The sequence below is a fragment of the Kribbella shirazensis genome, assembly GCF_011761605.1.
Taxonomy (GTDB): Bacteria; Actinomycetota; Actinomycetes; order Propionibacteriales; family Kribbellaceae; genus Kribbella; species Kribbella shirazensis.
Window position 1 is genome coordinate 6,755,708 of record NZ_JAASRO010000001.1, and the last position, 26,453, is coordinate 6,782,160.

13 protein-coding genes and 1 tRNA gene are annotated in these 26,453 nt (G+C 70.9%); 7 read left to right on the forward strand and 7 right to left on the reverse strand.

Annotated elements, in window-relative coordinates; all coding sequences use genetic code 11:
- Positions 1-6: 6 nt before the first annotated feature.
- Both BJY22_RS32400 and BJY22_RS32405 read right to left on the reverse strand, forming a co-directional pair.
- Entirely contained in the window at positions 7-1,134 is a 1,128-nt protein-coding gene (locus tag BJY22_RS32400; RefSeq protein ID WP_167214496.1) for a Nif3-like dinuclear metal center hexameric protein, read from the reverse strand.
- 243 nt (positions 1,135-1,377) lie between these two features.
- Positions 1,378-3,015, reverse strand: a complete 1,638-nt coding sequence (locus BJY22_RS32405; RefSeq protein ID WP_337759684.1) for a glycoside hydrolase family 13 protein — start codon at positions 3,013-3,015, stop codon at positions 1,378-1,380.
- A gap of 109 nt (positions 3,016-3,124) precedes the next feature.
- On the opposite strand from BJY22_RS32405, the gene BJY22_RS32410 reads away from it, so the two are divergent.
- On the forward strand, positions 3,125-4,333 hold the full coding sequence (locus BJY22_RS32410) for an ROK family transcriptional regulator (RefSeq protein ID WP_167214499.1): 1,209 nt from the start codon (positions 3,125-3,127) through the stop codon (positions 4,331-4,333).
- Between the two features lie 150 nt (positions 4,334-4,483).
- On the opposite strand, the gene nagZ is transcribed toward BJY22_RS32410, so the two are convergent.
- On the reverse strand, positions 4,484-5,962 hold the full coding sequence (gene nagZ / locus BJY22_RS32415; protein WP_167214502.1) for a beta-N-acetylhexosaminidase: 1,479 nt from the start codon (positions 5,960-5,962) through the stop codon (positions 4,484-4,486).
- A gap of 225 nt (positions 5,963-6,187) precedes the next feature.
- Between nagZ and BJY22_RS32420 the strand changes: the two genes are divergently transcribed.
- Positions 6,188-7,117 (forward strand): ROK family protein, encoded by a 930-nt coding sequence (locus BJY22_RS32420; protein WP_167214505.1) that lies wholly within the window; start codon positions 6,188-6,190, stop codon positions 7,115-7,117.
- A gap of 466 nt (positions 7,118-7,583) precedes the next feature.
- On the opposite strand, the gene BJY22_RS42670 is transcribed toward BJY22_RS32420, so the two are convergent.
- Positions 7,584-19,403: a non-ribosomal peptide synthetase/type I polyketide synthase gene (locus BJY22_RS42670; protein ID WP_167214508.1), complete on the reverse strand. Its 11,820-nt coding sequence runs from the start codon at positions 19,401-19,403 to the stop codon at positions 7,584-7,586.
- A gap of 485 nt (positions 19,404-19,888) precedes the next feature.
- On the opposite strand from BJY22_RS42670, the gene BJY22_RS32430 reads away from it, so the two are divergent.
- The 5 genes from BJY22_RS32430 to BJY22_RS32450 are packed head-to-tail and all read left to right on the forward strand — an operon-like array spanning position 19,889 to position 25,274.
- Positions 19,889-21,445 carry an ABC transporter substrate-binding protein gene (locus tag BJY22_RS32430; protein WP_167214510.1) on the forward strand — a complete coding sequence of 519 codons (1,557 nt, stop codon included), beginning with the start codon at positions 19,889-19,891 and terminating at the stop codon, positions 21,443-21,445.
- Positions 21,442-22,380, forward strand: coding sequence for an ABC transporter permease (locus BJY22_RS32435; RefSeq protein WP_337759687.1), 939 nt, complete (start codon positions 21,442-21,444; stop codon positions 22,378-22,380). The genes BJY22_RS32430 and BJY22_RS32435 overlap by 4 nt, the downstream gene beginning before the upstream one ends.
- On the forward strand, positions 22,377-23,171 hold the full coding sequence (locus BJY22_RS32440) for an ABC transporter permease (protein ID WP_167214513.1): 795 nt from the start codon (positions 22,377-22,379) through the stop codon (positions 23,169-23,171). Before BJY22_RS32435 ends, BJY22_RS32440 begins: the two co-directional genes overlap by 4 nt.
- On the forward strand, positions 23,168-24,712 hold the full coding sequence (locus tag BJY22_RS32445; RefSeq protein WP_167214516.1) for an ABC transporter ATP-binding protein: 1,545 nt from the start codon (positions 23,168-23,170) through the stop codon (positions 24,710-24,712). The genes BJY22_RS32440 and BJY22_RS32445 overlap by 4 nt, the downstream gene beginning before the upstream one ends.
- The gene (locus BJY22_RS32450; protein ID WP_202891357.1) at positions 24,696-25,274 is read left to right on the forward strand and encodes a GNAT family N-acetyltransferase; all 579 of its coding nucleotides are present in this window, start codon (positions 24,696-24,698) and stop codon (positions 25,272-25,274) included. Before BJY22_RS32445 ends, BJY22_RS32450 begins: the two co-directional genes overlap by 17 nt.
- Positions 25,275-25,279: 5 nt before the next feature.
- Here the strand turns inward: BJY22_RS32450 and BJY22_RS32455 are convergent.
- The 3 genes from BJY22_RS32455 to BJY22_RS32465 form a co-directional block, all read right to left on the reverse strand.
- A tRNA-Val gene (locus tag BJY22_RS32455) sits at positions 25,280-25,351 on the reverse strand.
- Positions 25,352-25,372: 21 nt separating this feature from the next.
- A complete protein-coding gene (locus BJY22_RS32460; RefSeq protein WP_167214519.1) occupies positions 25,373-25,843 on the reverse strand; it encodes a redoxin domain-containing protein in 471 nt (156 codons plus the stop codon).
- Entirely contained in the window at positions 25,840-26,283 is a 444-nt protein-coding gene (locus tag BJY22_RS32465; protein WP_167214522.1) for a DUF3052 family protein, read from the reverse strand. Before BJY22_RS32465 ends, BJY22_RS32460 begins: the two co-directional genes overlap by 4 nt.
- Positions 26,284-26,453: the final 170 nt, after the last annotated feature.

The window sequence follows — 26,453 nt, forward strand, 5'->3', positions numbered from 1 at the left end:
GCGCGCTCAGATCCGCAGGGTCCATGCGTCTGTGCAGAGCGTTGAGATGTGAGTGTCCACGGTACTGCCTCGGGCCGCCAGTCCTTCGCGCAGGAGGCGGTCGGCAGCGGCCAGCCACGGCCACTCACTGGCCCAGTGTGCGACGTCGACCAGCACCGGGTCGCCGTACGCCCGGGCCTCGGTCGCCGGATGGTGCCGCAGGTCGGCCGTCAGGTAGGCGTCCACGCCGGCCGCGCGGACCCGGTCGAACTCCGAGTCGCCCGCTCCCCCGACCACCGCGACGGTCTCGATCGTCCGGTCCAGGTCGCCGGACACGCGCACACCGTGCTCGGTCCGCGGCAGGCTCTCCGCCACCAGTCGCGCGAAGTCCGCGAGCGGCAACGGCTCCGCGAGTACGCCGATCCGCCCGCCGCCACGCTCGCTCGGCAGCGAGGCGAGCTCGTAGATGTCGTACGCCGGTTCCTCGTACGAATGCGCCGCGACCAGCGCCTCGACGACCGCCCGGCGCCTGCGGCGCGGCAGGAGCATCTCGATCCGGTTCTCCGGCACGACCTCGATGTCGCCGACGCGGCCGATCGCCGGGTTGGCGCCGTCGAGCGGCCGGAACGTTCCTTCGCCGGTCCCGCTCCAGGCGGCGCGTTCGTAGTCGCCGATCTGTCCGGCGCCGGCCTTCGCCAGCGCGTCGAGCATCGCCTGCGTCTCCGCGACCGGGACGAACACGACGACCTTGTCCATCGGCTCGGACGGCATCGCCTTCAGCGGCCGCGTGTCCCGCAGCCCGATCGCTTCGGCGAGCGCGTCGCTGACACCGGGGTTCGCGTTGTCGGCGTTCGTATGGCACACGTGCAGCGCGACGCCGGCGCGGATCAGGTCGTGGACCACGCGGCCTTTCGGAGTCGTCGAGGCGACACTGTTCACACCGCGCAACAGCAACGGGTGATGCGTGACGAGCAGATCGAAGCCGCCCTCGATCGCCTCGTCGACCACCTCTCGCATCGGGTCGACGGCGAACAGGATCCGGCGTACCTCCTGGTCCGGGTCCCCGGTCACCAGACCGACCGCGTCCCAGGACTCCGCCCACGCGGGGTCGTAGAGCCGGTCGAGTACGCCGAGCACGTCAGCAAGCGTCGTCACCCGCTTATCCTGACATTCCGCACGTGGCACGGATCGTGACGGGGGCAACCGCCCGTTGCCCCCGTCACGTCCATGTCCGCCGGTACGGGTGCGAGCGTGGCGTGCGGCCGCCCCGCCGCATCCACCACAGCAGCCCGCACCGGCGGGGACGCCCCGGTCGCAGGGGGAGGACCGTCAGCAGACGGTTCGACCGGAGCGCGTTCGGTTGGCCCAGACAGGGCCCAGACGGGGCCTGGACAGGGCCTAGATCAGCCAGGCCGTGGTGTCGCTCGGCAGCTTCTCGCCCTCGAGCGGGCCGCTGGACAGCACGACCGCCGCGTCGGGCAGCTCGACCGGAGCCGCGCCGAAGTTCGTCACGGACTGCCAGCCGCCGGAACGGATGAAGTGCAGGACGTTCTCGGACTGGTCGACCCAGGTGAGCGAGCTTCCGGTGCGCAGACTCCGCCGCACGGCGAGCGCCTTGCGGTACAGGCTCAGCGTCGAGTCCGCGTCGTCCTGCTGCGCCTCGACGGAGTACGCCCCGAACCACTTGGGCTGCAGCAGGTGCGAGCCTCCCGTGCCGAACCCGAAGGACAGGCCGCCGACGGTCCACGGGATCGGCACGCGGCAACCGTCGCGGCCCTTCTCGGCACCCTTCGAGCGGAAGTACGCCGGGTCCTGCAGGTTCGCGGCCGGCAGCTCGCCGACCTCCTGCAGACCGAGCTCCTCACCCTGGTACAGGTACGCCGAGCCGGGGAGCGCGAGCATCAGCAGCGTGGCGGCACGAGCCCGCCGCAGGCCGAGCGCGACGTCCACTGTCGGCTCGGTGCCGTTGCTCAGCAGCCAGTCCTTGCCGTCCTGCCAGCCGCCCTTCGGGTTCTTCGGCAGGCCGTAGCGGGTGGCGTGCCGGACGACGTCGTGGTTCGAGAACACCCACGTCGACGACGACCCGTTCTCCTCGGCGAACGCGAGATTCTCCTCGATCACCTGGCGGAACTTCTCGTACTCGAAGTCGGCCTGGAGCAGGTCGAAGTTGAACGCCTGCCCGAGCCCGTCGGCGCTCGCGTACCGCGCCCGGCGAGCCGCGGGCACGAACGCCTCGGCGACCGCGGACCGCGGCGGGTCGTAGCTGTTCAGCAGCTTGCGCCAGTCCTTGTAGATCTCGTGGACACCGTCCTGGTCCCACAGCGGGTGCTTGCCGTTGGACTCCGACTGGCGCGGCAGCGTGGTCTTCGACGGGAACGGCTCGGTGAGGTCCTTCACCAGCGCGTGCGCGACGTCGACGCGGAAGCCGTCCACGCCGCGGTCGGACCAGAACTTCAGCGTGTCCAGGAAGTCCGCGCGGACCTCGGGGTGCTCCCAGTTCAGGTCGGGCTGCTCGGCCGCGAACAGGTGCAGGTACCACTGGCCGTCGTCGGTCTGCGCCCAGGCGGAGCCGCCGAACACCGAGTCCCAGTCCGACGGCGGCTGGTCGGGCGCGCCGTCCGGGCCGTCGCGGAAGATGTACCGGTCGCGGGCCGGGTGCCCCTTGGCGGCCTCGAGCGCCTCGACGAACCACTCGTGCCGATTCGACGTGTGGTTCGGGACGATGTCGACGATCAGCTTGATGTTCTCCGCGTGCAGCGCCTCGATCAGCTGGTCGAAGTCCTCCAGCGTCCCGAGCCGCGGGTCGACGTTGCGGTAGTCGTCCACGTCGTACCCGCCGTCGGCCAGCGCGGAGGGGTAGAACGGACTCAGCCAGACCGCGTCGATGCCCAGCGCCACCAGGTACGGGACTCGACTGATGATGCCGGGCAGGTCACCGACGCCGTCGCCGTTGGAGTCGGCGAAGCTGCGCGGATAGATCTGGTAGACGACGGCCTGGCGCCACCAGTCGGGATCGGTGGTCTGCGGAGTGGTCACGATGCCTCACACGGAAGTCTGTTGGTAACCCGGCGTTTATATATAGGCTCTAAATTTAGAATCTGCATGTATTCTGCGTGCGGTACGACGACCAGGTCAAGGGGCTTTCATGGCGAAACCACCGGCTACCCCGCCGACCGCCACCCCGACGATGTTGCGACGGGTGAACGCGGGCAAGGTACTCGGCGTGCTCACCCGCGCCCGGGTGATGACAGGAACCGGCCTGATCGAGGCCACTGGTCTCACCCGCGCGACGGTGCACGCCGTCTGCAACGACCTGATCTCGATGGGCTGGGTGGTCGAGCTCGACCCCGGCCGGACGTCGGTCGGGCGGCCGTCGCGGCGGTTCGAGTTCAACAGCCACGCGGGATACGTGCTCGGCATCGACATCGGCGCCGCGAAGACGACCGTGCTGGTCTCCGACCTGCGCGGCGAGACCGTCGCCAAGGCCGGACGCTCGGCGGCCGGGGTGAAGACGCCCGGCGAGCGGACCGGCATCGTGCACGAGACCGTGGTCGAGGCGCTGGCGTCCGCGGGGGTGTCGGACGCGCAGGTCCTCGCCGCGGGCGCCGGGGTCGCCGCGCCGGTCGACCGGGACGGGAACATCCTGGTCGACGACGAGTTCTGGCGGCGCTTCGACACCGGCCTGTCGGACCGGCTGACCGAGCTGCACGGCTGGCCGGTGCTGCTGGAGAACGACGCCAACCTGGCCACGCTCGGCGAGCACTGGCGGGGCGAGGCCCGCAACGTCGACGACCTCGTGGTGCTGCTGGCGGGCGAGCGGTTCGGCTCCGGACTGATGGACTCCGGGCGGTTGCTGCACGGCAGCCGCGGCGGGGCCGGCGAGATGGTGTTCCTGAAGCTGGTCGAAGGCGTTGGGGACACCCACGGTATTGCGCGGATCGCCCGGGAGAACGGTACGGCGGCCGTCGCCGACCCGGGCGTGGAGACGTCGCTGCGGAGGCTGGCGACAAACGGCGAGGTGACCGCCGTGCAGGTGTTCCGCGCGGCGGCCGACGGCGACAAGGTTGCCCAGGGCATCCTTCACGAGATCGCCGACCGCACCGCCCGCGTGGTCGCCACCCTCGGCACCCTGTTCAACCCCGAGCTGGTCGTCCTCGGCGGCGCGGTCGCCGAAGCCGCGGCCGCCCTGCTCCCCGACCTCCGGGCGCAACTGGCCAGCTACACCAGCACTCCCCCACGCGTAGCCGTCTCATCCCTGGGCGACGCCATCGTGTCGGTCGGCGCCGTCCGCCACGCCCTCAACTACGTGGAACAACACGCCCTCGACCTCGAACTCGCCTGCCGCCCCACCTGACACCACCGCCCGCCTTTCGTGGGTTGACCCACCAGATGCAGGGTTTGCGGCCGATATACAGGACGTAAACCCTGCATCTCGGACGTAGACCCACGAGATGTTCAGGTGTCCGGAGGGCTCGGCGGGCAGGCGTGGAGGTCCTGGTACGTCTCAGCGGGTCAGCTGACGGGCGATCGCCTCCAGGACGATGACGTTGCGACCCGACGTCGTGGCGGACGGGACGCCGGCCGGCACCAGCGCCTGGTCCTCGGGGATGCCGGTGCAGAGCACGAAGACGTTGTCGGGGTGACCTTCGACCAGGTGCGTGAGGGCTGCGCGCATCCACGGCGTACGTCCGGCGTCCTGGACCGCGATCACCAGCGGGCGGCCCTGGGCGGCCTTGGCGGCGCCCGCGATCGCGTCGGTTTCGGGCCGGGCGTCGTCGGAGAGGTGGTGTTCGCCGCGCAGTACGACGCCGTCGGCGCCCGGCGCGACGCGGGTGAAGATCTCGGGCAGCCCGGAGAAGTACGGGTTCCAGGCCGGGTGCAGCCCCTGGGTGAGGTCGATGACGTACGGCGTCGCGCCCAGCGCGGGGAACGTCTGCCCGGTCACCACCCGCTCCGCCACCTCGCGGATCGGCGCACCGTCGAGACCCGGCTGGCGGGTGCGCTGACCGAGTGACGCGGCGAGCGCCCGGACCCGGGCGGCGGCATCCGCGACGCGCTCGGCGGGGAGCGTGCCGTTGCGCACCGCCTCGACCACGCGGGCAGTCAGCGCGTGCGGGTCCGCGGTACCGACCGCGATCATCGCAAGGTCGGCACCGGCCCCGATCGACGCGACCGCCGCGTCCTCGATCGAGCGGTTCCTGGTGATCGCCTGCATCTCGAGCGCGTCGGTGGTGATGACACCGGTGAAGCCGAGCTCCTCGCGCAGCAGGCCGGTCAGCAGCCGGTGCGAGAGGGTGGCGGGCTGGTCGTCGTACGCCGAGAAGACGACGTGCGCGCTCATCACGACGTCGGCGCCCGCGGCGATGGTCGCGCGGAACGGGGCGAGCTCCACGTCCCGGACCTCCTCGACCGAACGGTCGACCCGCGGGAGGTCGGTGTGCGAGTCGACGGACACGTCGCCATGCCCCGGGAAGTGCTTCGGGCAGGCGGCGATACCGGCGTCGTGGACACCCTCGACGAACGCCACCCCGTGCCGCGACACCACCTCCGCCGTCCGGCCGAAGGAGCGGGTGGAGATGATCGGGTTGGCGGGGTTGCTGTTCACGTCGACGGACGGCGCGAGCATCAGGTCGATGCCGAGCGAGGCCAGGGTGGCGGCCGCGTCCCGGGCCGCGGCGCGGGTCAGCTCGACGTCGTCCAGGTCGCCCAGCAGGCGCGGGGACGCCAGCGGCCACGGGTTCGCCGGGGCCAGATGACTGAACTCGCCGCCCTCGTGGTCGATCGCGATGATCAGGTCCGGCCGCTCGGCCCGCAGTACGGCGGTCAGCGCCGCCACCTGCTCGGCGTCCGCCACGTTCCGGGTGAACAGGATGACCGCCCCGAGCCCACCGGCGACCGCCCGCCGCAGGGCGTCCGGCGCCGTCGTCCCGGTAAAGCCGACGACCAGCGAGCCGGCCGCGTCACGATCCAGTTGATCAGTCATTGCCCCACCCTCTCGCAGGGCCGGGTCCGTGCGCCAGCCATCACGGACTGCTAATCATTAGCGCCTCCGGAGGCCCTTGAGGGGCATCGTTGTCAGGCGCTGTCATGGCAGTTCACTGCCGTCTTCCTGCGCGTTTTCCGTGATTACCTCGAATCACCTCTGTCTGTTCGGGCCGACTACGGATAACGTTGTCTCTCGACCTTGACCGCCCTGACCGGGGGGACGATGAGCCACGACACAGCGGTGGCACGGGAGACCGTGCTGGGAATCGACATCGGCGGCACGAAGATGGCCGCCGCTTTGGTGTCCGCCGACGGCACGATTCTCACCGGTGACCGGATCCCTACCCCGTCCGGCGGCGCCGACGAGGTGTTCGCCGCGCTCGGCGGGCTGATCGACCGCGTCCGCGGTGACGCGTCCCCGCTCGCCGTCGGCATCGGCTCCGCCGGCCCGCTCGACCAGCAGCACGGACTGGTCTCCCCGGTGAACATCCCCGGCTGGCGCAACTTCCCCCTCGGCGACCGGGTCCGGGCACTCAGCGGCGACGTCCCCGTGGCGCTCGGGCTCGACGGGCACTGCTTCGCGCTCGGTGAGTTCTGGAGCGGCGCGGGCCGGGGTGCGCACACGCTGCTCGGAATCGTGGTGTCGACCGGCGTCGGCGGCGGCCTGGTCGTCGACGGCAAGCCGCTGCTCGGGCAGTCGGGCAACGCGGCGCACATCGGTCACGTGGTGATCGACCAGGCCGGCGAAGCGTGCGCGTGCGGGTCGTACGGCTGCGTCGAGGCGTACGCCAGCGGCCCGCGGATGGTCGCCCGCGCGCAGCGCAGCGGCTGGCGGACGGGCGAGGACGTGGACGCCGAAGTACTGGCCGCCGACGCCGCGGCCGGGGACGAGTTCGCGCTGGCCGCGTTCGACGACGGGGCGCAGGCGCTGGCCGCGGGGATCGTGGCGACGGCGGTCACCGTCGACCTGACCACGGTCGTGATCGGCGGCGGGGTCGCGAAGGCCGGGCCGGTGCTGTTCGACCCGGTGCAGGCGTGGGTGAAGCGGCTGGCACAGCTGCCGTTCGTCACGGACCTCACCGTGGTGCCCGCGCAACTGGACAACGCCGGCCTGCTGGGTGCGGCTCACCAGGCATGGGCCACGCTGCGCTGATCTAGAGCCTGATCTGCGGTTTTGCCCGCGGCCGGTGCGTATTGGCCTGGTACGCACAGTTCCGGTCGTCCGGAAAGGGTTCTCTCGCGCACCTTTGCGCAATTTTTACGAATCTCGGCGATTCGTGTAACGACCGCCACGTTTGTAGCGATTCAACGGGTGGATGGGGTGGGGGCACCGTCATCCACGGCCGGTCGAGGGGGCTCGGACCGGACGGTAAGCGGTCGATCAAGGGGGCTTGGATCGACCGGACACGTGAGCGGCGGGTGAGGCGACTCCCCGCCGCAATCGTGTGACCCGCAGGTCGGAACCACCATGCCGTCGGCAACGTCCGACCGATTCGAGCACGTTCGATCCCGTGGAGGGATGGGATCGAACGCGGGTTCTGCACCGTGAACGGCGGACGGTGGCCGTGGGAGGGCCGCCACCGGATCTGACCCCCCGTCCACGGTGCAGAACGAACGGCCTACGGCCGCAGCCACTCCGGCTCGGGGAGCCGGGCACGGTCCAGGCGGCCGTTGTCGTCCAGCGGCAGTTCCTCGATCGGGACCAGGTCCGCCGGCACCAGGTAGATCGGCAGCTCCTTGCCCAGGTCAAGCATCAGCCGGGCCAGGACGGCCGGATCGCTGTCCTCGAGGACGACGTACCCGATCAGGCAGGTGTCACCGTCCAGGTCCGAGCAGGCCACCACGACCGCGTCCACCACGCCGGGCTGGTCGGCCAGCACGTGCTCGGTCTCGCCCGGCTCCACCCGGTGGCCGCGGATCTTCACCTGGTCGTCCGCGCGGCCGAGGTATTCCAGTGTGCCGTCGGCGCGCCAGCGGCCGAGGTCCCTGCTGCGGTACAGCCGCGCGCCAGGGTGGCCCGGGTCCGCGACGAACGCGCGCTCGGTCTCCTCCGGCCGCCCGAGGTAGCCCTGGGCAACGGCGGCGCCGCCGAGGTGGATCTCACCGACCGCGCCGACCGGCACCGGCCGGAGCGCGGCGTCCAGCAGCCGTACGGCGACACCCTCGATCGGCCGTCCGATCGACGGACGGTCCTCGGCCGGGTCGACCTCGTGGATGGTGGTCACGATCGACGCCTCGGTCGGACCGTACTCGTTGAACAGCCGGCACTGCGGATGCGCGTCCAGGAAGTCGCGCACCTTGTGGGTCAGCACCATCGCCTCACCACCTGCGACGATCTCCCGCAGGGCCGGGAGCTCCGGCAGCCGGCGCATCGTCGCCAGCAACGCGGTCAGCGGGCTGAACGCCATGAACAGCCGCTGTACGTCGTGATCGCGCAGCGCCGCCACGACCGCGTCCGGGTCGTACCGGTCGTCCTCGCCGATCAGCACCAGCGCGGCGCCCGACGCGAGCGTCGTGAACATCTCCTGCACGTGGACGTCGAATCCGAACGACGTCCACTGCAGCGTCCGCAGCGACCGTCGCGTCCGCAGGTAGTGCCGGACCAGGTTGACCGGGCCGCGGTGCGGGACGACGACGCCCTTCGGGTTACCGGTCGAGCCCGACGTGTAGATGCAGTACGCGATGTCGTCGGCCGCGGCGCGTACCGGCGGGGCCTGCCGCGCCCTGGGGTCGCCGTCGACCGCGACGACCGGGACCAGCCGCAGCCCGAGGCGATCCGCGAGTGCGGCGTCGTCACCCACCAGCGCGACCGCGTCCGCGTCGCGGACCATGAACGCCCAGCGGGACTCCGGTACGCCGGGGTCGAGCGGGAGGTACGCCGCGCCGGACTTCAGCACCGCCAGGACGGCGACGACCATTTCGGTGCCGCGGGCAACGCGGACGGCGACCAGTTCGCCGGGCTTCACGCCGAGATCGACCAACTGCCAGGCGATCGCGTTCGAGCGGCGGTCGAGTTCGGCGTACGTCAGCTCGCGATCGCCTTGTACCACAGCGATCGCGTCCGGGGTGCGGGCGACCTGCTGTTCGAACAGGGTGTGCAGTCCGCTGAGTTCACCGGCGACCACGGCGTCGCGCCGTACCCGGCCGATCGGGCCGACGGGGTCCGCGTCGGACTCCAGCTTGCGCAGGGTTTCGAGGTCGGACTCGGTCGGCAGGACCAGTTCCGGTAGCCGCAGCTCGGGGCGGTTGGTTGCCCTGCGCAACGCTTCGGTCAGGTAGTCGAGCAGGCGCTCGATCGTGGTCTGCTCGAACAGGCCGGATCGGTAGTCCGCCGTACAGGAGATGCCGTCCCTGGCGCCGGCCTGCTCGTGGGTGAGCCGGAACCGCAGGTCCACGGTCGCAGGCAGGTCCTCGTCGCGGTCCTCGAAGTCGACGAGGATCTGGAACAGCGGGTCGCGTTCGAGGATCGCGGGGTCGGTGCCGGCGTGGTCGAGGGCGGCCGTGGTCAGGTCACGGATCCGCTGCGTCAGCTCGCCGAGGTCGGGCTCGCCGGACAGGTCGATGCGCAGCGGGAGCGGGCGGCGCGGGGCCGCCGACGTGTCGTCCTCGGGGCGGATCAGTGCGGAGCCGATCGTCACGTCGTCCTGTGCGGCGAACCGGCCGAGGACCGTTGCGATCGCGGCGAGCATCGTCATCGCCGGGCTGAGCTTGCGGTCCCGGCTGTACGCGAACACCGCGTCACCGAGCTCCGCGTCCAGCTCCCGCGTGACCGACACGACCGCGTCGTCGCCGGCTCCACGGGACCGATCCGCGGGCAGCACCAACGGTTCGGCACCGGAGAGCACCTGCTGCCAGTAGGTCAGGTCGCGGCGCCGCTCGTCCACTTCCGTCGTACGGCGCGACGCTGCGAGCCGTTCGCCGGCCGCCCGGAGACCGCCGTCGGCCGCGGACAGCTCACGAACCTGGATGTCCGTCACGCCGGTGTCACCGGCGTCCTCCGTAGCCACAGCCATCGCGCCGACGCCGTCGACGTCCTTCGCCCCAACGCCCTTCGCAGCAGGTCCGCCGGTGACCTCGACGGCGGACGCCGCCTCGGCGGATCTCGTCGCAGGCACCTCGGCGCTCGTCGCCTGCGCTGCCTCCGCCTCAACGGATGCTGCGGCGCTCCCTGCCTCCGGTTCGGCGGGCGTGGCCGGCGTCTCGGTACCGGCCGTCTCATGCTTCCCGCTGTCGTCCGCGATGGGCTCTCCCAGGAGGGCGAGCTGCTCGCGCATCAGCTTGGTGACGCCGTCGACGAGCTGGCCGGCGACCCGCAGCTGCTGCGACATCAGCGCCGCCATCCCGCTGCCGGGCAGCTCGGCCTCGCTCGTCGCGGCCGCGGCCTCGTCGACCTTCGCGGCGAGCTCCGCGAGTCCCGACCCCAGCACGGCCAGCGCCGTCCGCGGATCCCGCGTCGCCGGCTCCTCGGCGACTACCTCCTCCTCAACGACCTGCTCAGCAGGCGTTTCGGGCTCGGCCGTCTGGACCGCGACCGCCGTCGCGAGCTTGTGCGGCGTCGTGAAGGTCAGGAAGAGATCGTCCGGCGCCAACTGCACCTCGAACCGGCTGTTGATCTCGTCGATCACCGGCGCCATCGACGCGGGCGTCGCCCCGAGCTCGGCGAACGTGTGGTCCACGGTCAGGTCGTACGGGTCGAGTCCGTGCACCTCGCAGGTCAGATCGAGTACGACGTCCAGCGAATCCCGGTACCGCTCCGCCGACATCTCGTTGCCCGACAGCGACCCGGCCTGCGCCAGGTAGTCCGCGTCGATCTGGTGCGTCTCGGCCGGCAGCGCGAACGGCGAGCGCTCGGCCTCCTCCGCCCGCGCCTCCTGCTCGTCGCGTTCGTCCTGCTCGCGCCGCCCGTTCCGCTCCGCCGCGACCTGCTCCGGCGGGTCCAGCGGGATCCGCTTCACCGCGGCGCTCGACGGCGGGTCGAACACGACGGACTGCGCACGGGCGGCCCGTTCGAACGCGTTCAGCCGCGGCGCGACGTGGTCCCCGGCCACCGCCGTACCGGGACCGGCGAGCATCGTCACCGACGGGTCGACCGGGTGGTACACCCGGCGGAACGGGTACGTCGGCAACGGGACGCGACCGCCGTCCGGGTAGACCTTCGCCCAGGCGATCTCGGTGCCCTGCTCGTACAGCTCGGCCAGACCGTTCATCGTCGCGAGCACCGGGTCCTGACCCAGGCGCTGCGCCGGGATCCACGTGCTGTTCGGGGCGATCCGCCGGCCGGCCGGGCTCAGTACGGCGTCCGGGCCAAGCTCCAGGAACCGTCGGCAGCCCGCCGCCGTCACCGCCTCGACCGCGTCGCCGAACAGCACCGGCTGGCGCAGCTGACCGACCAGGTAGTCGCTGTCCAGCACAGTCCCGGACTCGAGCAGGTCGCCCGACCAGCTCGACACCATCGGGGTCCGCAACGGCTTGAGCGTGATCTCGCGGACGATCTCGGCGAAGTCCGCCAGTATTGGGTCAACCAACGAGCTGTGGAAGGCCCGGTCGACGTCCAGTCGCTGCCAGGCGACCTGCAACTGGTCCAGTTGCGCCGCGAGCTGGCCGACGATCACCTCGGACCCGGTCAGCACGAACGACTGCGGACCGTTGCCAGCGGCAACCTCTACCCCCGCTGTGCGGGCGATCTCGCGGACCCGGTCGGCGTCGGCGCGTACCGCGACCATCGCGCCGGGCACGGTGCCGCGCTGCATCAGCTCGCCACGCTTGGCGGTCAGCCGTACGCCGTCCGCCAGGGACAGGGCCCCCGCGACGCACAGAGCGGCGTACTCGCCGACGCTGTGTCCGACCACCAGAGCGGGCTGTACGCCGAACGACTGCCACAGCCGGGCGAGTGCGAGCTCGAACGCGAACAGTGCCGGCTGCGCGGTCTCGGTCGGCCAGACGCCTTCCGACGTACCGGCCGGGGTGAGGAGCAGTTCGAGGAGGCTGCCGCCGGTCTCCTCGTGGTAGACGCGGTCGCACTCGTCCAGCACCGAGCGGAAGACCGGGAAGCGGGCCGCGAGACCGGCCGCCATTCCACGACGGGCGGCGCCTTGACCGGTGAACGCGTAGCCGAGCGGGCCGGGTCCACCGCGCGGTACCTCGGTCGGCTGAGCGGATCCGAGTGCGTCGACGAGTTCGGCCTCGGTGCTGCCCGCGACCGCGATCCGGTGCCGGTGCGCCGGGCGGCCGAGAGCCGCCGTACCGGCGAGGTCGATGAGGCGGTGGCCGGTGCCGTGGTCGAGGTCGGTGCGGTACAGCTCGACGAGATCGGCGAGCGCGTCCGGGTCCGGCGCGGACAGCGGCAGTACGACGGGGCCGTCGTCGCCGCGGCGGATCTGGCGGGGCGCTTCCTCGAGGATCACGTGGGCGTTGGTGCCGCTCGGATCCAGTGCGCTGACGCCGGCGCGCAGCGTCGTACCGCCGGACTGCAGCGGCACGGTCCACTCGCGCGTGTCGGTGCCGACCACGAACGGGCTGTCGTCGAGTGCGAGCGCCGGGTTCGGCTCGGTGAAGTTGATGGTCGGGACCAGCGTGCGGTGCTGCAGCATCAGGATCGTCTTGATCAGGCCGGCCATGCCCGCGGCGCTGTCCAGGTGGCCGATGTTCGGCTTCACCGAGCCGAGCGTGCAGAAGCCGACCTTGTCGGTATGGCGGCGCAGCGCGGTCGTCAGCGCCTTCACCTCGGCGGCGTCCGCGGCCCGGCTGCCGATCCCGTTCGCCTCGATGTAGCTCAGCGAGTCGGCCTCGAACCCGGCGCGCTCCAGGGCGCGCTCGATCAGCTCGGTCTGGTTCCCGGCCGGGGCGTCCTCGTTGCTGACCGCGGTGCCGCGGATCACGGCGTACACCGTGTCGCCGTCGTTGACCGCCTGGTCGAGACGCTTCAGCAGGACGGCCGCGACACCGTTGCCGCCGACGGTGCCGTCCGCGTCCGCGGCGAACGCGCGCACATGCCCGCTCGGCGACAGGATCGAGTCCGGCGTCGGCTGGTACGTCGTTGCCTGCGGCACCTGTACTGCGGCGGCGCCGGCCAGGGCGAGGTCCGCGTCGCCGGACCTCAGCGCCTGACAGGCGAGGTGCACCGCGACGAGGGACGACGACGAGGCCGACTGCACACCGATCGCCGGGCCTGTCAGGCCGAGGCGGTAGGCGACGCGGGTGGCGATCGAGTCGCGGGACTGGTGCTGGCGGTTGTACAGGTTCATGCCGGAGCCCGCGAACACGCCGACGCGGCTCGCCGTACCGGCGTACCCGCCGTGCTCCAGCGCCTGGTGACACACCTCGAGGAACAACCGCTGCGCCGGGTCCATCAACTCGGCCTCACGATCGCTCAACCCGAAGAACTTCGCATCGAACGACTCGACGTGCTCCAGCACGCCACTGACCGCAACCACGCCGTCCCCCGTGTCCGGCATCCCCCGCCGAACACTCTCCACACCCGCCACGAGGTTCTCCCAGAACCCCTCGAGCGTCTCCGCCCCCGGGAACCGCCCAGCCACCCCCACCACAGCGACCGGCTCTACAACCCGAGCCACCTGCCGACCCGCACCCCGAACAGCCTCGCCCGCAGCAACCACCGCGGTCTGGTCCGCCCGATTCACGGCTGCACCGGCCGCGGCCTCACCCGCGTCTACAAGGTCCTCAACCGCAGACCCGTCCCCCACCGCCCGCACGCCAACCCCAACGGCCCCGACGATGCCGGCGCCCGCACCACCCTCGCCCGCACCGTCATCCGCCACCGAGTCAGCACCACCGGCCCGAGCCACAAGCTCCGCACCCGCGCCCTCCCGCACAACCTCAGCCGCCGACTCAGCCTCTCCAGCCCTCAACCCAACCGCGACACCCTCAACACCCGCGACGTCATCAACCTCCGACGCATTCCCCGCGAAGTCACCGACACCAGCGGCCACAACCGCAGCAGCGCCAGCCCCGACCCCCAAACCATCCTCAGCACCCGCAGCGTCCTCGCCGCCGGCCATGTCCTCGGCATCCGCGACGTCGTCGGCGTCACCGGCAACATCTGCGGCACCCGAGCCACCCTCGGCAGCAACCAAGTCGTCGCCATCGACGGCCACAGCAGCACTTTCGCGAACCTCGGCGTCGCCCTCGGCAGCCCCGGAGTCGTCGCCACCGATGCCTACAACAGCTTCATCACCAACCTGAGCGCCGCCCCCGCCAGTTGCGCCGCCCTCGGCCTCCACCACATCCGAGGCGTCCTCGACACCAGCAGCGTCCTCGACACCGGCAGAGTCCACGGCATCCGCGACGTCGTCGGCGTCACCGGCAACCGCAGCCTCACCACCGTGCTCGCGAACCTCGGCATCACTGGCGTCCCCAAGGATCTCCCCATCCTCAGACACCACCTCAGCTTCAGCAGCCCGCGCAGCAACCTCTGCAGCCTCGGCCTCGGCAACGTCTTCCCCGCCGCCAACCCTGGCAGCCTCGACGCCCCGCCCCGCACCCGCGGTCCCATCACCCTGCTCGGCACCTGTGGTCTCGCCAGCCCGCTCAGCAACGGCGGCGCCGCCAGCCTCCACGACACCAGAGGTGCCCTCAACGTCGGCGGCGTTCTCAGCATCCGCGTCTTCCTCAACGCCGGCAAGGCCCGCAGCATGCACGACGCCGGCAGCGTCCTCGCCACCCTCGGCGTCCTCCGCGTCGCCCGCACCCTCGACAATCTGCGAATCCACGCGCGCCAGCTCAGCCCCACCAGCCCGCACCGCAACCTGTGGAGCCTCAACGAGTGTGGCGTCCTCGGCGTGCGCGGTCTCGGCAACGTCCTCGCCAGCCTGCGCGTCGCTCGCGTTCTCGACAACCTGCGAATCCTCGGGCGTCGAGTCAGCCTCAAGTGCCCGCGCCACGACCTCTGGAACCTCACCCGGCGCGGCATCCTCTGCCTGGGCGGACCCGGCGTTCTGCGCCGCAACCACGGTTTCGTCAGCCTGCTCAGCAGCTGTGGTCCCGTCAGCCTGCTCCTGCAGAGCTGCCTTCGGCACATCTCGTCCGGCGGTTGCGGGGTCGTCAGCCTCCGCGGCACCAGAGGTGTGCTCGGCGCGGGCGGACTCCTCGGCACGCGCGCTGTCGTCGGCATCACCGGCAACCGCAGTCTCCGCACCGTCGCCGACCTCGGAGTGGTCCTCGACGGCAAGCACCAGTACTGCGTCGGGCGTCGAGTCCGCCTTTGCCATCGGCGATTCAACGCCCGCAGCCTCAGTATCGTCGGAAGCCGCGGCATCCGCGCTGCCGTCGGCATCACGCGCAGACACAGAGGTGTCAGCGGCCCCAACCTCGGCGTCGCCCTCGTCTGCGGGCACCTGTACTTCATCGGGCGTCGAGTCGGCGTTAGCAGTCGGCGACTCGATGCCCGCAGCCTCGGGGTCGTCAGCGGCCTCGGCATGCGCGATGTCGTCGGCAGCACCGGCAACCACAGAGGTGTCAGTGGCCTCGCCAACCTCGGCGCCGTCCTCGACAGCAGGCACCTGTACTTCATCGGGCGTCGAGTCGGCGTTAGCAGTCGGCGACTCGATGCCCGCAGCCTCGGGGTCGTCAGCGGCCTCGGCATGCGCGATGTCGTCGGCAGCACCGGCAACCACGGAGGTGTCAGTGGCCTCGCCGACCTCGGCGTCGTCCTCGACGGTGGGCACCAGTGCTGCGTCGGGCGTCGAGTCCGCCTCTGCGATCGGCGACTCAACGCCTGCATCCTCGGCGGCGAGTGAGTCATCGGTAGGCGCGATGTCGTCGGCATCACCCGCGAGCACAGAGGTGTCAGCGGCCTCGCCGAGCTCGGCATCGTCCTCAACGGCCGCCAGTACTTCGCCGGGCGTCGAGTCGGCCTGAGCAGTCGGCGACTCAACGCCTGCAGCCGCGGGGTCGTCCGCAGCCTCGGCGTCTGCGGTGTCGTCGGCATTAGCCGCAACCGCGGAGGTGTCAGTGGCCTCGCCGACCCCGGCGTCGTCCTCGACAACAGGCGCATGTACTTCGTCGGGCGTCGAGTCGGCGTTAGCAGTCGGCGACTCGATGCCTGGGGCTTCGGTGTCGTCGGTAGCTTCGGTGTCGGCGGCTGCGGTGTCGTCGGCGGCTGCGGTGTCGGCGGCGGCCGTGCTTTGTTTGGCAGGGGTGGGCGTGCTGGGAGACGTGGTTTCAGCGGCGGGTCGGGTGGCTGCAGCGGAGTCGGCTAGCGCGGGGGCGGCGGAGGTTGCTGCGGTGGGTGGGGACTGGTTGGTGGTTTGTGAGGTTGTTTCCGGGGTGGATGGTTCGGTGGACGGGGTGGTGGATGGATCGGGTGGGGCGGGGACGTTGTTGTCCGGGCTGAGCGGGGCGGTTTGTGGGGCGGGTGATTGCTCTCGGTTGCCTGGCTTGGCGTTTGTGGCTTCCTTGAGCGGTGCTCGGGTTGGGGTCGGCTCCGGTGCGGCTTCGGTTGTGTCGGGGTTCGGCGTAGTGCGGTCGGCTTCTGCGCGCGCAGTACTGCCGGGCTCGTTAGACGTTTCCTGGTCGTACGTTGTGAGGGGAGCGTCGGCCTGTTGGGCGCTGGCCTCGGCCTCGTTGGTGCTGGGCGCCGCGGTGTCTGGTTCAGCGTCTTCGGGGCGGTGCTCGATCGACGGATCGTGCGATGTCGGCTGGTCGTCGGAGTCGGCGGGCTGTGCTTCTGGAGCCTCGCTGCGCTCGGTTACCTCGGGTTGGGCATCCGGATCTGTGGCTCCGTGGGCCGCCATCTCACGGGCTGCGTCCTCGGCGGAATCCGACGCGTCGGACGGCGATCCAGCGGTGGCGTCCGTGCGGACGGCCGGGTCTGAATCCGCGCTGACGTTCAGGGCGTCGCTCGAGACCGCGTCGACGGTGGCAGTTACGTCATCGGAAGCCGCCTCGGCGGCGGCCATTTCACTGCTTGGGGCCTGGTCGTCGGCAGGGGCCGCGAGCTGAGCGGATTCCGCGCGCTCGTCGGACTCCATGGCCACGCGGGCATCCGCGGTCTCACCGGGTTCCGCGGTCTCACCGGGTTCCGCGGTCTCACCGGGCTGCGCGGGCTTGCGGGTATCCGTTGATCCGGCGGATTCCGTGTCTAGGGGCGGGTGGTCGGTGGCGGTTGGTGTGCCTGCGGGGGTGTTCTCGATCGATGGCGGGGAGGTGTTCGTGATGCGTTGGAGCTCGATGGTTGCGGGCTCGTCGTCATCGAAGTTGTGGGCAGAGGGTGCGGGTGTGTCGGCAGGCGAGGTGCTGGGGGCGGGAGCAGCAGGTGATGCGCCGAGGATCTCGCGCAGGGAGGCGGGGTCTGGAGCGGTTGGTGGCTCGGGCGTTGCGGTGGCACGGGCCTGGGGCGCGGGGGTGGTGACGGCTTCGGGCTGCTGGGCCGTCGCGGATTGGGCCGTGGAGGACTGGGCCGTCGCGGGTTGGGCCTTGGCGGGTTGGGCCGGTGAGGTGTTGGCAGGGTCGGGGGCGGGGGTGCCGAGGGTGGGGCGTGGGGGTGGGGTGGGAATGGATTGCTGGAGTTCGCGTTTCCAGGCGAGGTGGACCACCGGGAGTTCGGTGGTGCGTTCGGCGGGGTCCTCGTCGGCGTACGGGGTGGTTTCGGGGGTGGTGGAGGGGCCCTGGCCGGTGGGGCCGGAGTTCGAGGTGGCGCCGGCGGGTTCCACGTGGGGGGTGGTGGCGGGTTCCAGTGTGCCGTCGATCCAGCGCTGTTTGAGGAGGGGGCGGAGGATCTTGCCGCCGGGGGTCGTGGGGAAGTCGCGGCGCGGTACGCCGACCACCTCGGCGCGCAGGCCCAGCCGGGTCTGGATCAGGCTGCGGATGGCCTGGTCCATGCCGGGGACCGAGTCGGCGGTGAGGGCGTAGAACACGACCAGGCGGTCGGTGCCGGTCGTTTCGTCGGCGATGCCGCAGGCGGCGACCAGGCCGTGTTCGGCGCCGACGACCGTGGCGGCGACGGCCTCGATGTCGTGGGCGTAGTGGAGCTTGCCGGACATGATGATGCGTTCGCTGTCCCGGCCGGTGATGACGACCTGTCCACCGGTGATGAACCCCTGGTCGCCGGTCGCCAGCCACTTGCGGGCGGGCCAGTTCCCGACCGGGAACGCGGTGCGGTCAGCCTCGAGGTTCCCGAGGTACCCCGGCGTCACCCGCGCGGACGCGACCTGCAGCTGGCCGATCCGGCCCTCGGGCAGTACGGCGCCGTTCGGGGCCACGATGCGTACCGTCGTACCGGGCGCCGGCGCCCCCACGGACACCAGCGAGAGCACACCGGGCGCCTCGACCCGCGCCGTACCGGGGCGTGCGACGGCAACCTTGCCGGACGACGGACGCTGGTCGACCCACTCGACGACACCGGTCGGCGGGATCCGCACGCGGTGCACGTTCGGCGTCAGACCGGGCCGCGCGAACGTGATCCCGGTGACCGTCTCGGTCATCCCCCACGCCGCGACGAACGTCTCCGGCACGACGCCGAAGCGGTTCGTCACACGGAGGAACTCCGACACCACCGGCACGGTGATCTGCTCGCCGCCGCTGACCAGACTGCGCAGCGCGGACAGGTCCCAGTGCCGGTCCGGCTCCCCCGCGATCGCCTGCGTCACCAGGCGGTACCCGAAGTTCGGCGACCACGAGTGGTTGACCCGGTGCTGCTCCATCAGGTCGAGCCAGCGCAGCGGGCTGGCGAGCACCCAGTCGGTGTTCACATGGATGTTCGTGCACCCGGTGAACACGGGCAGCAGGTGGTACAGCAGGAACGCACCGCTGCGGTCCAGCGGCAGCCAGTTGAGCGTGGTCTGCCCCGGCCGCACCGGCAGCATCGCCGGCGTTCCCGCGGCGAACTCGACCAGCCCGCGGTGCGTGAGCTGCACGATCTTCGGCGTACCGGTCGATCCCGAGGACAGCATGAGTACGGCGACGTCGTCCGCGGCCGGACGGTGGAAGTCGGAGGTCGGCTCGTGGCCCGCCATCGCGTCCGGGTCCAGGACCGGGAGGCCGAGGTCGTTCGGCAGGTCGGACGGGCGGCCGATCAGGACCGTCCAGCCGAGCAGGTCGGTGATCCGGCGGAGCCGCTCGCGGCCCTCCTCGGTACGGTCGCCGCCCGGGTGCGGCGCGACCAGCAGCGGGCGGATGCCGCCGAGCGTGCAGGCCCAGAACGCGGCGAAGAACCCGACCGGCTCGGTGCAGTACACGACCGCGGGGTCCCCGGCACGCACGCCGTTCGCGCGCAGACCGGCCAGGATGCGGGCGGCGAGCTCGAGCAGCGTCGGGAAGTCCAGCTTGGTCTCCCGGCCGTCCGCGCCGATCTCGACGACACCCGCGCCGCCGAAGTCGCGCGCGGCGCGCAGCAGCGCGCTCGGCAGGTCACGCGGGTAACCAGCGGGAATCATCAACGCCGGCCCGGTGGAGATCGCCGGCCGGTCCGCACCACTTCTCACGCCGATGCCACCACCAGCGCAGGCACGACGGGTCGCCGGCGGGATGCGCGGTCGACGACCGCACGCGAGGGCCTGGAGGCGCCTGCCGGCTGGCGACCCACGGACACGTGCCTCCCCAACTGGACGGAGCGGGTTCTGGGCAGATCCCGCCTCACTTCACACCGACAGCAGCCCCGTTTTCCATCTGCCGGAACGATGCCGCGCACCGGACCCACCGGGTGCGTCATCGCGCCGACCGACAGCCGTGAACCCTACCAGCCGCAACCCGCCCTGGAGGAGTCCGATCCCAGCAGCCGACGGTTAAGAATTCCCGCGAGAACTCCGGGACCGCCGACATGTTCCAACGAGTGACGGCAGGTTCCGATACGGGCTTGACAACGACCGATCCGGGTCTGTCCGGATACCGAGTTGGTAGGGAAACTGAAAACCGTTATCGTTTCCGATTGTCTGTCCTGCGCCGCCACCCGGGAACGAGGTCACCCGCCATGCCGTCACCCCTCAGTCCGTCCGCGTTCAGCCGCCGCGGCTTTCTCGGTCTCGGCACCGCCGCCGCGGCGGGCCTGGTCCTCCCCGGCTGTGCCGGTGACAGCGGCGCCGCGTCCACCGGTGGGCAGCCGCGCTCGGGCGGCCGGCTCCGGGCCGCGTTCTCCGGCGGCGGCGCGGCCGAGGTGCTCGATCCGCACCAGACCAATCTGTACGTCGAGATCGCCCGTACGAAGGCGCTCTTCGACAAGCTCGCGGAGTACGGCTCCGACATGTCTCCGCAGCCGCGGCTCGCGGAGAGCTGGGAGCCGAGCGCGGACCTGCGCACCTGGCGGATCACGCTGCGCCAGGCGACCTTCCACGACGGCCGGCCGGTGCGGCCGGTGGACGTGCTGGCCAGCTTCGCGCGCATCGTTGAGCCGGGATCGGCCCGCCGGGCGAAGTCCGCGCTGTCGGTCATCGACCTGCCCGCCAGCCGCGCGGTCGGCGACCGGGTGATCGAGTTCCGGCTCAAGCGCCCGTACGGCGAATTCCCGAACGCGCTCGCGACGCTCGGCGCGTACATCGTCCCCGGCGGCACGCCCGATCTCACGAAGCCGGTGGGCAGCGGGCCGTTCACGTTCCGCTCGTTCGAGCCCGGCCGCAGCTTCGTGGTCGTGCGGAACGACGAGTACTGGGACGGGGCGCCGTACCTGGACGAGCTGCAGCTCCTGATCAGCAACGACGAGGCCGCGCGGGTGAACGCGCTGCTCGGCAAGCAGGTCGAGTACGCCCACGACCTCACCCCGACGAGCGCCCGTACGCACGAGCAGAGCGTCCAGATCCACCGGCTGCCGCTGAGCAACTTTCACGGCCTCGCGATGAAGGTCGACCGGCCGCCGTTCAACCGGCCCGAGCTGCGGCAGGCGCTGTTCCACCTGGTCGACAGGGAGGAGCTGATCCGGTCGGTGCTGCACGGTTCGGGCCAGCCCGGCAACGACCTCTACGGCAAGAACTACAAGTACTACGCCGGCGACCTGGCCCAGCGCGGTCAGGACCTGGACCGCGCGAAGGCGTTGCTGAAGAAGGCCGGCGCGGAGGGCGCGACGATCGACTTCGACACTTCGGACGCCTCCACCGGGCTCAAGGAGGCCGCGCTGGCGATCAGTGACCAGGCGAAGGCGATCGGGCTGACGCTGAACGTCAAGCTGGGCAACAAGGACAGCTACTGGGCCGACATCGCGAAGTCCGGCGTACTGGCCAGCTACCGCTCCGGCGCGATGCCGCTGGAGTCGCACATCTCGCAGCGGCTGCTGACGTCGTCGACCACCAACAACACCCAGTGGCGGCGCCCGGACTTCGACAAGTTGTACCACGACGCGCAGTCGACCACCGACGAGCAGAAGCGCGCGGACCTGTACCGGCGCATGCAGCAGCAGCTCTTCGACGAGGGCGGCTTCCTGTGGTGGGGCGTCTCGGACTGGATCGTCGCCTCCGCGCAGAACGTCCGCGGCGTCGACGAGAAGGCACCTGCGAACACCTTGAACTGGGCACGTTTCGACAAGGTCTGGCTGGCGTGACGCGGTACGTCGTCCAGCGGGTGCTGCTCGGTGTTGTCCAGGTGGTGCTGGTGATGGCCGGGATGTTCTTCCTGACCGAGGCGCTTCCGGGTGACGCCGCGGTGACGATTGCCGGGGACAACCCGGACCCGGCGGTCATCGCGGCGCTGCGGGAGAAACTCGGGCTCAACGAGTCCGCGTGGCACCGGCTGGTCGAGTGGCTGGCCAACGCACTGCACGGCGACTTCGGGCAGTCCTTGGTCGGACCGCGTTCGGTCACCGACCTCATCGCCACCGCGGCCGCGCCGACCGTGCTGCTGGCAGGTCTGACCCTCGCGCTGCTCGTCCCGTTGTCGGTCGGCCTCGGCGTCCTGGCCGCGCATCGCGAAGGTGGACGGCTGGACCGGATCATCACCAGCAGTACGCTCGGGCTCTACTCGGCGCCGGAGTTCGCGATGGCGATTCTCCTGGTCACCGTGTTCGCGGTGAAGCTCGCGTGGTTCCCACCCACGGCAGTCGGTACGTCGCTCACCAGCAACCCCGCCGTACTGGTGCTGCCCGTGTTCGTCCTGCTGTTGCGGCCGATCTGCTCACTCAGCCGGTTGATCCGGGCCGGCATGGTCGACGCCCAGCGGTCCGAGTACGTCCGGCACGTACGGCGGGCCGGGCTGTCACCGGTGCGCGTCCGGCTCGCACATGCCCTGCCGAACGCGGTCGCGCCGTCGGTGCAGCAACTGGCCCGCACGGTCGACTGGCTGGTCGGCGGCGTGATCGTGATCGAGGCGATCTTCGTCGTACCCGGTCTGGGAACCGCACTCGCCGACGCGGTCGCGGCTCGCGACCTGCCGGTGATCCAGGGCCTCGCGGTGGTCCTCGCCGCGACCACCGTGCTCGTGAACCTGACCGCCGACGTCGCGGCCCGCATCCTCGCTCCCGCTGCCGAGGCGGGACGATGATCGGCCGGCTACGCGGCTACCTCCTGCCGGGCGTGCTGGTCGCCGTACCGTTGCTCCTGGCCCTGATAGGACCGCTCGCGGCATCGGGCGACACCGCGAAGGACGTGCCGTTCACTGTGGGCGGCGGGCATCCGTTCGGCACCGATTTCGTCGGGCGCGACGTCTGGAACGAGGTACTGCTCGGCGGTAGTTCGCTGATCCTCGTCGCCGTCGCGGCCACCGCCTGCACCTATCTGGTCGCCGTACCGCTGGGACTGGTCGCGGGCATGACGCGCAATCGCGCGCTCGACGAGGTGCTGATGCGACCGCTCGACCTGCTGCTCGCGGTCCCGTCGATGCTGATGCTGCTGTTGCTGGTCTCGATCGCACCGCAGCAGCGCTGGGTGCTTATCGCGGTCGTGGCCTTGATCAACGTTCCCGACGTGGTCCGGATCAGCCGCAGTTCCGCGTTGTCGTTGTCCGCCCGGCCCGCGGTCGAGGCGATGCGGCTGCAGGGCGAGAGCCGGATCCGCATCGGTCTCGGGTACGTCGCCCGTTCGATGCGCCGTACGCTCGCCGCCGACCTCGGCACACGCTTCACCGGCGCCACCTACCTCGTCGCGTCCGCGAGCTTCCTCGGCGTCGGCATCTCTCCGCAGGCGAGCGACTGGGCGGCGATGGTCGACCGGAACCGGACCGGCCTGTTCGTGCAGCCGTGGGCGGTCGTCGTACCGGCCGTGCTGATCGTGATGCTGGCGATCGGCGTGAACCTGACCTTCGACCGCCTGCTCCGACGGGAGGGGGCGCGATGACCGTCGCCGAGGTCCGCAACCTCACTGTCACCGTGGACGGTCGCGAGATCGTCTCGGACGTCTCCTTCACGCTCACGGCCGGCAGTATCACGGCGCTGGTCGGCGAGTCCGGCAGCGGCAAGACCACGACCGCTCTCGCGTTGCTGGGCGAATCGCCCGCGACCGCCGAGGTCAGCGGTGAGGTCGAGGTCGCCGCGGCGATCGTCGACTCCGGGCACCCGCCGGCGCGCGGCGTGGTCGGCTACGTCCCGCAACATCCGTCCGCTGCACTCAATCCGGTACGGCGAATCGGTCCGGTACTGCGGGAGCTCGGGCGACTGTACGTGGACCGCGACCTGGTCCGGGACCGGATGTTGCACGCGCTGCGGCAGGCCCAGGTCCCGGACGGGGAGAAGTTCCTCCGGCGGTACCCGCACCAACTGTCGGGCGGGCAGCAGCAGCGTGTCGTACTGGCTCACGAACTCATCGGCCGCCCACAGGTCCTGATCGCGGACGAGCCGACGACCGGGCAGGACGCGCAGATCCGGCGACGACTGGCCGAGGAGCTGCGTGCGGTCGCCGGCCAGGGCATCGCCGTACTCCTCCTCACCCACGACCTCGAACTCGTCCGGCTGCTCGCCGACCACGTCCTGGTGATGAGCCGGGGCAAGGTCGTCGAATCCGGCCCCGCTGGTGAGGTCCTCGCCGTACCGCGTCACGAGTACACGCGACGCCTGGTCGACGCGCAGCGAATCGTCCCCTCCCCCGCACCGCCGGCGTCCGGCGTACCGGTCGTGTCCGTGCGCGATCTGGTCGCAGGCCATCGGCGCGTGGACACCTTGCACGACGTGTCGTTGACGATCGAGGCCGGTGACCAGCTCGCCGTGGTCGGGCGATCCGGTAGCGGGAAGACCACGCTCGCCCGCTGCCTCGCCGGTCTGCATCCGCATCGCAGGGGCGAGATCCGGCTCGGCTCGACGGTGCTCTCGCCGCTGCTGCGACGCCGTACGCGGGAGCAACTCGCCAGGATCCAGTACGTCCACCAGGACACGCGGGCGTCGTTCAACGAGTTCGTCCCGGTGCTGGATCAGGTCGCGCGGACGGCCGAACGGTTGCGCGGACTGTCGCGCGCCGACGCGCGCCGCGAGGCGCTCGACCGGCTCGAGCAGCTCGGGATCCGCGAGGACGTCGCGACCCGGCTGCCGCGGTCGCTGTCCGGTGGCGAGCTGCAGCGTTCCGCGCTCGTCCGGGCCGTGGTCGCCGAGCCGGACCTGCTGATCTGCGACGAGATCACGTCCGGGCTGGACACGGTGACGCAGGCGGAGTTGCTCGACGTACTGCGGGAACTCCAGGACAGCACCGACTGCGCACTGATCGTGATCACGCATGACCTCGCTGTCGTCGCCGGGATCACCCATCGCGTGGTGGTCGTGGACGACGGCCGCATCGTCGAGCAGGGCCGTACGACGGAGGTCCTGGCCAATCCGGGACACGCGGTCACCCGTGCGCTGGTGACCGCCTCCGGCCTGATCGAGGAGGAGCCCTTTGACCGCACCGGATGAGCCGCAGCTCGGCCGCTACGCCGTACGGCCGGCCCGTCGGGACGACATCGACGGGGCACGGTCGGTCATGCTCGACACGTTCTACCGAGAGTTCGGCCACGGGTACGTCCCGCGCTGGCACGCCGACGTGATCGATCCGGGCCGCGCATACTTCGACACGCCGCGGCAGCAGTTGTTCGTCGCCGTACTCGACGACGAGGTCGTCGGCACCGCCGCCGTCCGCGCCGACGGCCCGAAGAGCCCGCCGCACGCGCCGTGGATCGCCGCACGCTACCCGTCCGGGACGACCGCGCAGATCTTCCGCGTCTACGTCCGCCCCGAACACCGCCGCCATGGCCTGGCCCGGGCCCTCGTCCGCCTGTGCTGCGAGTTCGTGGCCGCCACCGACGGGTACGACGTGATCTACCTGCACACCAACGCCGCGATCGAAGGCGCCGAGCCCTTCTGGCGCTCGGTCGCCCACGAAATCCACGACGGCCGCACCGACCCCCACCACAGCCCCGCCGTACACTTCGAAATCCCCGTCCCTGGCCGGAGGTGGAGTAAACCGGAGCTGGGGTAAATGGGTGGGCGAAGAGGGGATCGAACCCCCGACATCTTCCTTGTAAGGGAAGCGCTCTACCGCTGAGCTATTCGCCCGGATCAAACGACCGGAGGAGTCTACCCGAGATCTGCTCCGAGCTTTGCCAGTGCCTCGGCGTAGTCGTCGAGGTTGCGGGGCTCCGGGAGTGGGTTGACGACGGACCAGCGGATCAGGCCTTCGCGGTCCACGACGAAGGTGCCGCGTCGGGCGTTGCCGCGGTCGGGGTCGAAGACGCCGTACGACGAGGCGATGGCGCCGTGGGGCCAGAAATCGGTGAGCAGGCCGAAGGGCAGGTTTTGGGCCTCGGCGTACGCACGGAGGGTGAACATCGGGTCGCAGGAGATCGCCAGGAACTCGGCCGCGGCCAGCAGCTCCGGCCGGTCCCGGAGCGCGGCCAGTTCACCCGTGCAGACCTGGCTGAACGCATACGGATAGAAAACCAGTACGACGTCCCGACGGCCGGCGTAGTCGCTCAGCCGGACCGGTTCGCCGTACTGGTTCCGTGTGCTGAAGTCGGGGGCCCGGCTGCCGACAGCCGGGACGGTCACCCGCGGCGGCCGGACTTCGGTACCACCAGCTTCGTGGCCGACCAGTCGTCGGTCGCGCTCAGGGTGCTCGTGGTGGCCAGGCCTGCCACCGGCGCGGCTTCGGCGATGTCACTGGTCTCGACGTAGCCGTCGCGCCCCACCTTCGGGGTCAGCAACCAGACCACTCCGCCGGCCTTCAGGTCGGTCAGGATGTCGAAGAACGCGTCGACCAGGTCGCCGTCGTCCTCACGGAACCAGAGCAGGACTGCGTCCACGACCTCGTCGGTGTCGTCACCGACGAACTCTTCTCCGGTGACCTCCCGGATCGCATCACGCAGGTCGTCGTCGCAGTCGTCGTCGTACCCGATCTCCTGTACGACCCAGCCGGCCTCCAGGCCGAACCGGGACGCCATGTTCGGCACTCCGCTCTTGCCGTCCGCGTGATCCGCGGTCGCGCTCACGTGTCCTCCTCCGTGGTCCCCGCTGCCCGGGGGTAGGTGTCAGTAGCTCTACTACTAGCGGTAAAGCTCAGCGATAGTCCATCGTGACGTACCGCGTCGCGCAAGTATGCACCAGGGTTCCGTGACGTGTCCGGTATCCGCGTGCCGGGTACGACGCGTGTCCGCTCAGA